Below are 4,105 nucleotides of genomic sequence, written 5' to 3'. Positions count from 1 at the left end.
TCTTGCCTTTGCTGTTCTTTACTGTTACGGATGGTGTTTTCGTCTTGCCGTCATATACATAACTGTTTCCGGAAAGTTTTACATCTGCAATCTTTGCAATTGTTTTTGTTCCAATCACTTTCTTACATATCTTGCAACGCTCTTCTATCTTACCATCCGTTTTTAAAGTTGCTTTTGTAAGAATATTTTCTGTCTGATGTCCTCCTGCACACGGATCTTCAGGATCCGGTGTCGGTATGGAACCTGCTTCGTCTGTAATTTTATCTGCAAAATCCGGCAGGATTTCCTCTTTAAATTCCTTCAGGAGCGAAGTTTTTACCCGGATGGTCAGATCTTTATGACATCCTTCAAATGCACTGGAATAGATTCGCAAATACGGTGGTTGTTCTTCTTTTTCAAATACCACTTCTTTTAAAGCAGAACAATTTCTAAACACTTCATTATTGATAACCTGTATTGTGTCCGGAAATGTCACTTTTACAAGAGACGAACATTCTTCAAATGCACTGTCATAAATCGAAGACACCCCTGGCATCTCCACATTCTTTAAAGACTTGCATCCATAAAATGCATATTTTCCAATTTCCCGCACTTTTGAAGATAGTTTCACAGTTTCCAGATTTTCACAGTTTGTAAACATCCAGCTGTCAATCTCTTTTACATCTCCGCCTATGGTAATAGATTTGACTTTTTCTTTACACTTATCATCTGTTTCATTGCAAAGCGTATTCCATCCAAACATCCCCTGATCTGTAATAATCGTAAGCGCCCCTGTTTTTTCATCCAGTTTATAGCCTTTTGTCTCTAGTTCTTCATCACTGTCTTCTGCCCATTTTGCATATAGATTCCGGTCAAAACCATTATCCGTACATTTCCTTACCCAGTCATAATTACTGGTATCTTTAATCAGACTGTCATAATATGCCGTCGGTTTATAACACCAGCCAAGGAATGTATATCCCTTCCTCTTCGGTACATATTTCCCGATATCAAAGAAATTATCACTTTCCTGATCCAGTTCATAAGTGATCTGTTCTTTACCATCGATAGTCCCGCCATTTCCATGGAATGTGATGGTATCACCTTCCTCAAAAACCGGATACAGTTCCTCATCACCCCAGTTGTACGTTGCCTTTTCTATATTATTTTCCCAGTCAAATGTATAAACCGTGTCACTGCCATCTCGCTTCTTATCTGCGAAATACAATCCTCCGCTCCACTCTTTAAAATGAAATCCGGGTCTTACGATTGCCGGGAGTCTTATTTCCTGTTTTTCTCTTTTTATATAATAGCGATCCGGAAAATTTTTAGATTCTTCTTCCGTCACATCTTTATATGTCAGCAGATAATATGGCTCAAAGAAACGAAGCGTACAGCCGCTCCATGTATTCTCGACCGTATTTGCGACTGTAAGTCCTGCACTGTCTTTTACTTCACTTACAAAATCAAAGCCGCTCCCCCGGATCGCTTCCACAATGCATGGCAACCCTGTCTTGTTTCTGTAGCCTATAGGTGATATTGACATGATATCCATATCCACACTTTTTTTCACGGACTCTGACAGTGAATTTTCACCCATTTTCCAGATATTATACGTATTCGTAAGCACCGGATCACTTGCATCTGTTATAATCTTGCTTGTATCCAGCTTGCTTCGTACCAGCTTGGAATCATAGGCACGCAGCTCTTCAAGTTCTAATCTTGCACGTAGCAATGTCAGTGTTACATAAGGAACGCCATCTGTTCTGGTATCATGTGTCACCTTAAGCTCCGGATCAATATAAAAATATTCATCCGGCATGATCAGATGCTTCGCATTTTCTGAATTATCATCTCCCATCAGATGCCCGATCTTCTCTGCGGAGATCTCATCTGCCTCCCGGACATTCTGCATCGATGCCTTTTCGTCCGCTTTTACTTCGCTCATTCCTGGCATTAATGACGCCATCATTGTAATTGCAAGCACACCGCCAAGCACGCATTTGCCTAATCGTTCTATTTGTTTCTTTTTCATACGCAAAACCTCACTTTTTGTTTCTACATAATTTTCCTGTTTTCATTATATCAAGCCGGATTTTTTTCTATCTACTGTATTTCCTTTCTGGCAATGCCAATTTGGAAACTATTCTGTTGTAAATAAGATTATCTATTGTATACTGAAAATAACTACACTATCAGGAGCTGTATTTCTCGGAAAAGAACAATATACTTATCAGTTTACCGGAGGGATTGCATATGGATTTTAAAGAAAAATTAAACGAATACATAGAACAGTTAGGCTGTACTTCTAAAGAGCTGGCGCAGGCAAGCGGACTTTCTGCTGCTACGATCAGCCGCTATCGTTCCGGTGACCGGCTTCCGCAGCGGGACTCAGAAAATTATAACAAACTGATTGCCGGTCTTTCCGGACTTGCACAGGAAAAAGGAATCTCTTCTCTTACAGAGTCTGCCATTTCCGAAACGTTATCCACATTTTCCGGAACTGCATTTGTAGATATCCACCGGTTACAGACAAATTTCAACCATTTATTAAATGAACTCTCGCTGAATGTATCCGAACTTTCCCGTGCGCTGAATTATGATGCTTCCTACATTTCACGCATTCGGAATGGACAGCGAAAACCGGCAGATCCACAGGAATTTGCGACGAAAATCACCGACTTTGTTACACAGAAATATCAGGATGACTCACAGAAATCGCAGGTAGCCGCTCTGATCGGATGTGATGCAGACGAGCTTGAAGATCCAGACGCTTACAGAACTTCTCTTTTTCACTGGCTGACTGATCAGACGCAGCCTTCGAAGAATTATATGGCAGATTTTCTGGAAAAACTGGAACAGTTTGATCTCAACGAATATATCCGTGCCATTCATTTTGATGAGATGAAGGTTCCGACTGCACCTTTCCAGTTTCCGACTTCCCGGAGTTATTACGGATTAAAAGAAATGATGGACAGCGAACTCGCTTTCTTAAAAGCAACCGTGCTTTCAAAATCTGTGGAACCCGTTGCCATGTACAGCGATATGCCTATGGGCGAGATGGCAAAAGATCCGGAATTTCCAAAAAAATGGATGTTCGGTATGGCAATGATGTTAAAAAAAGGACTGCATCTCAACCAGATCCATAACCTTGACCGTTCCTTTGAAGATATGATGCTTGGTCTGGAGAGCTGGATTCCAATGTATATGACCGGACAGATTTCTCCTTATTACCTGAAAGGATCGCCCGGAAATATATTTTCTCATTTTTTAAAAGTCTCCGGCACTGCTGCGCTCTCCGGCGAAGCAATCTGTGGCTATCACAGCGAAGGGCGCTATTACCTTACAAAAAACAAAGAAGAAGTTGCACATTACCGCAAACGCGCGGACAGACTTCTCTCCAAGGCATCTCCGCTTATGAAGATCTACCGTCTGGAACAGGCACAGGACTTCCAGAATTTCCGTCTGCAGAACGCACATACGCACGGAGAGCGGCATTATATTCTCTCTTCTCTGTCACTTTACACAATGACAGATGGGCTTCTGGAACAGATTCTGGCTCACAACCAGTTAACACCAGACGAACAGGCTCAGATCATAGATTATGTACGATCTTCCAGAGATTTTTCAGAAGAGCTCCTGGCTCACAGCCCGGTTACAGAAGAAATACCACTCCTGACAGAAGAGGAATTTGCAAAATATCCGATGACTTTATCTCTTTCCGGTATGTTTCTGGAAAAAGATGTCTTTTATACATGGGAAGAATATCAGACTCATCTACATCTGCTGCAAGAATACCACGAAAAACATCCCCTGTACCACGTAAAGCCAAATTCCTCGCCTGCCTTCCGCAACATTCAGATCTGTATTCTTCGCGGGAAATATGTCATGGTATCTAAAGAGAAAGCTCCTGCGATCCATTTTCTCATCCAGCATCCGAAGATGGTAAACGCTTTTGAAAATATGATCATTCCTGTGACAGAAGAAGAGACAGCCCCTTACTGATTGTGATTCGATTTTTTAACAATTGCCAGTTACAACAGTTTTCCCCAGTCAAAAGGAAAATCCTTTCACTTACCCGCAGGTAAATAAAAGGATTTTCCACATTTTATTTCTTATTTATTTT

2 protein-coding genes are annotated in these 4,105 nt (G+C 41.2%); one reads left to right on the top strand and one right to left on the bottom strand.

What is annotated here, in order from left to right:
- Nucleotides 1–2,014, bottom strand: a 2,014-nt coding sequence (locus DXC04_RS15165) for a leucine-rich repeat protein (RefSeq protein ID WP_147366251.1), incomplete at its 3' end; no start/stop codon positions are given.
- A gap of 221 nt (nt 2,015–2,235) precedes the next feature.
- Between DXC04_RS15165 and DXC04_RS15160 the strand changes: the two genes are divergently transcribed.
- Entirely contained in the window at nt 2,236–3,984 is a 1,749-nt protein-coding gene (locus DXC04_RS15160) for a helix-turn-helix transcriptional regulator (RefSeq protein WP_118288252.1), read from the top strand.
- Nucleotides 3,985–4,105 lie beyond the last annotated feature (121 nt).

The organism is Dorea sp. OM07-5 (assembly GCF_003481355.1).
GTDB classification, from domain to species: Bacteria; Bacillota; Clostridia; order Lachnospirales; family Lachnospiraceae; genus Dorea_D; species Dorea_D hominis.
This window is presented reverse-complemented; position numbering and strand designations above follow the sequence as displayed.

Coding starts and splice junctions, on each gene's coding strand:
- DXC04_RS15160 (WP_118288252.1), top strand. CDS start 2,236: ATGGATTTTAAAGAAAAATTAAACGAATACATAGAACAGTTAGGCTGT.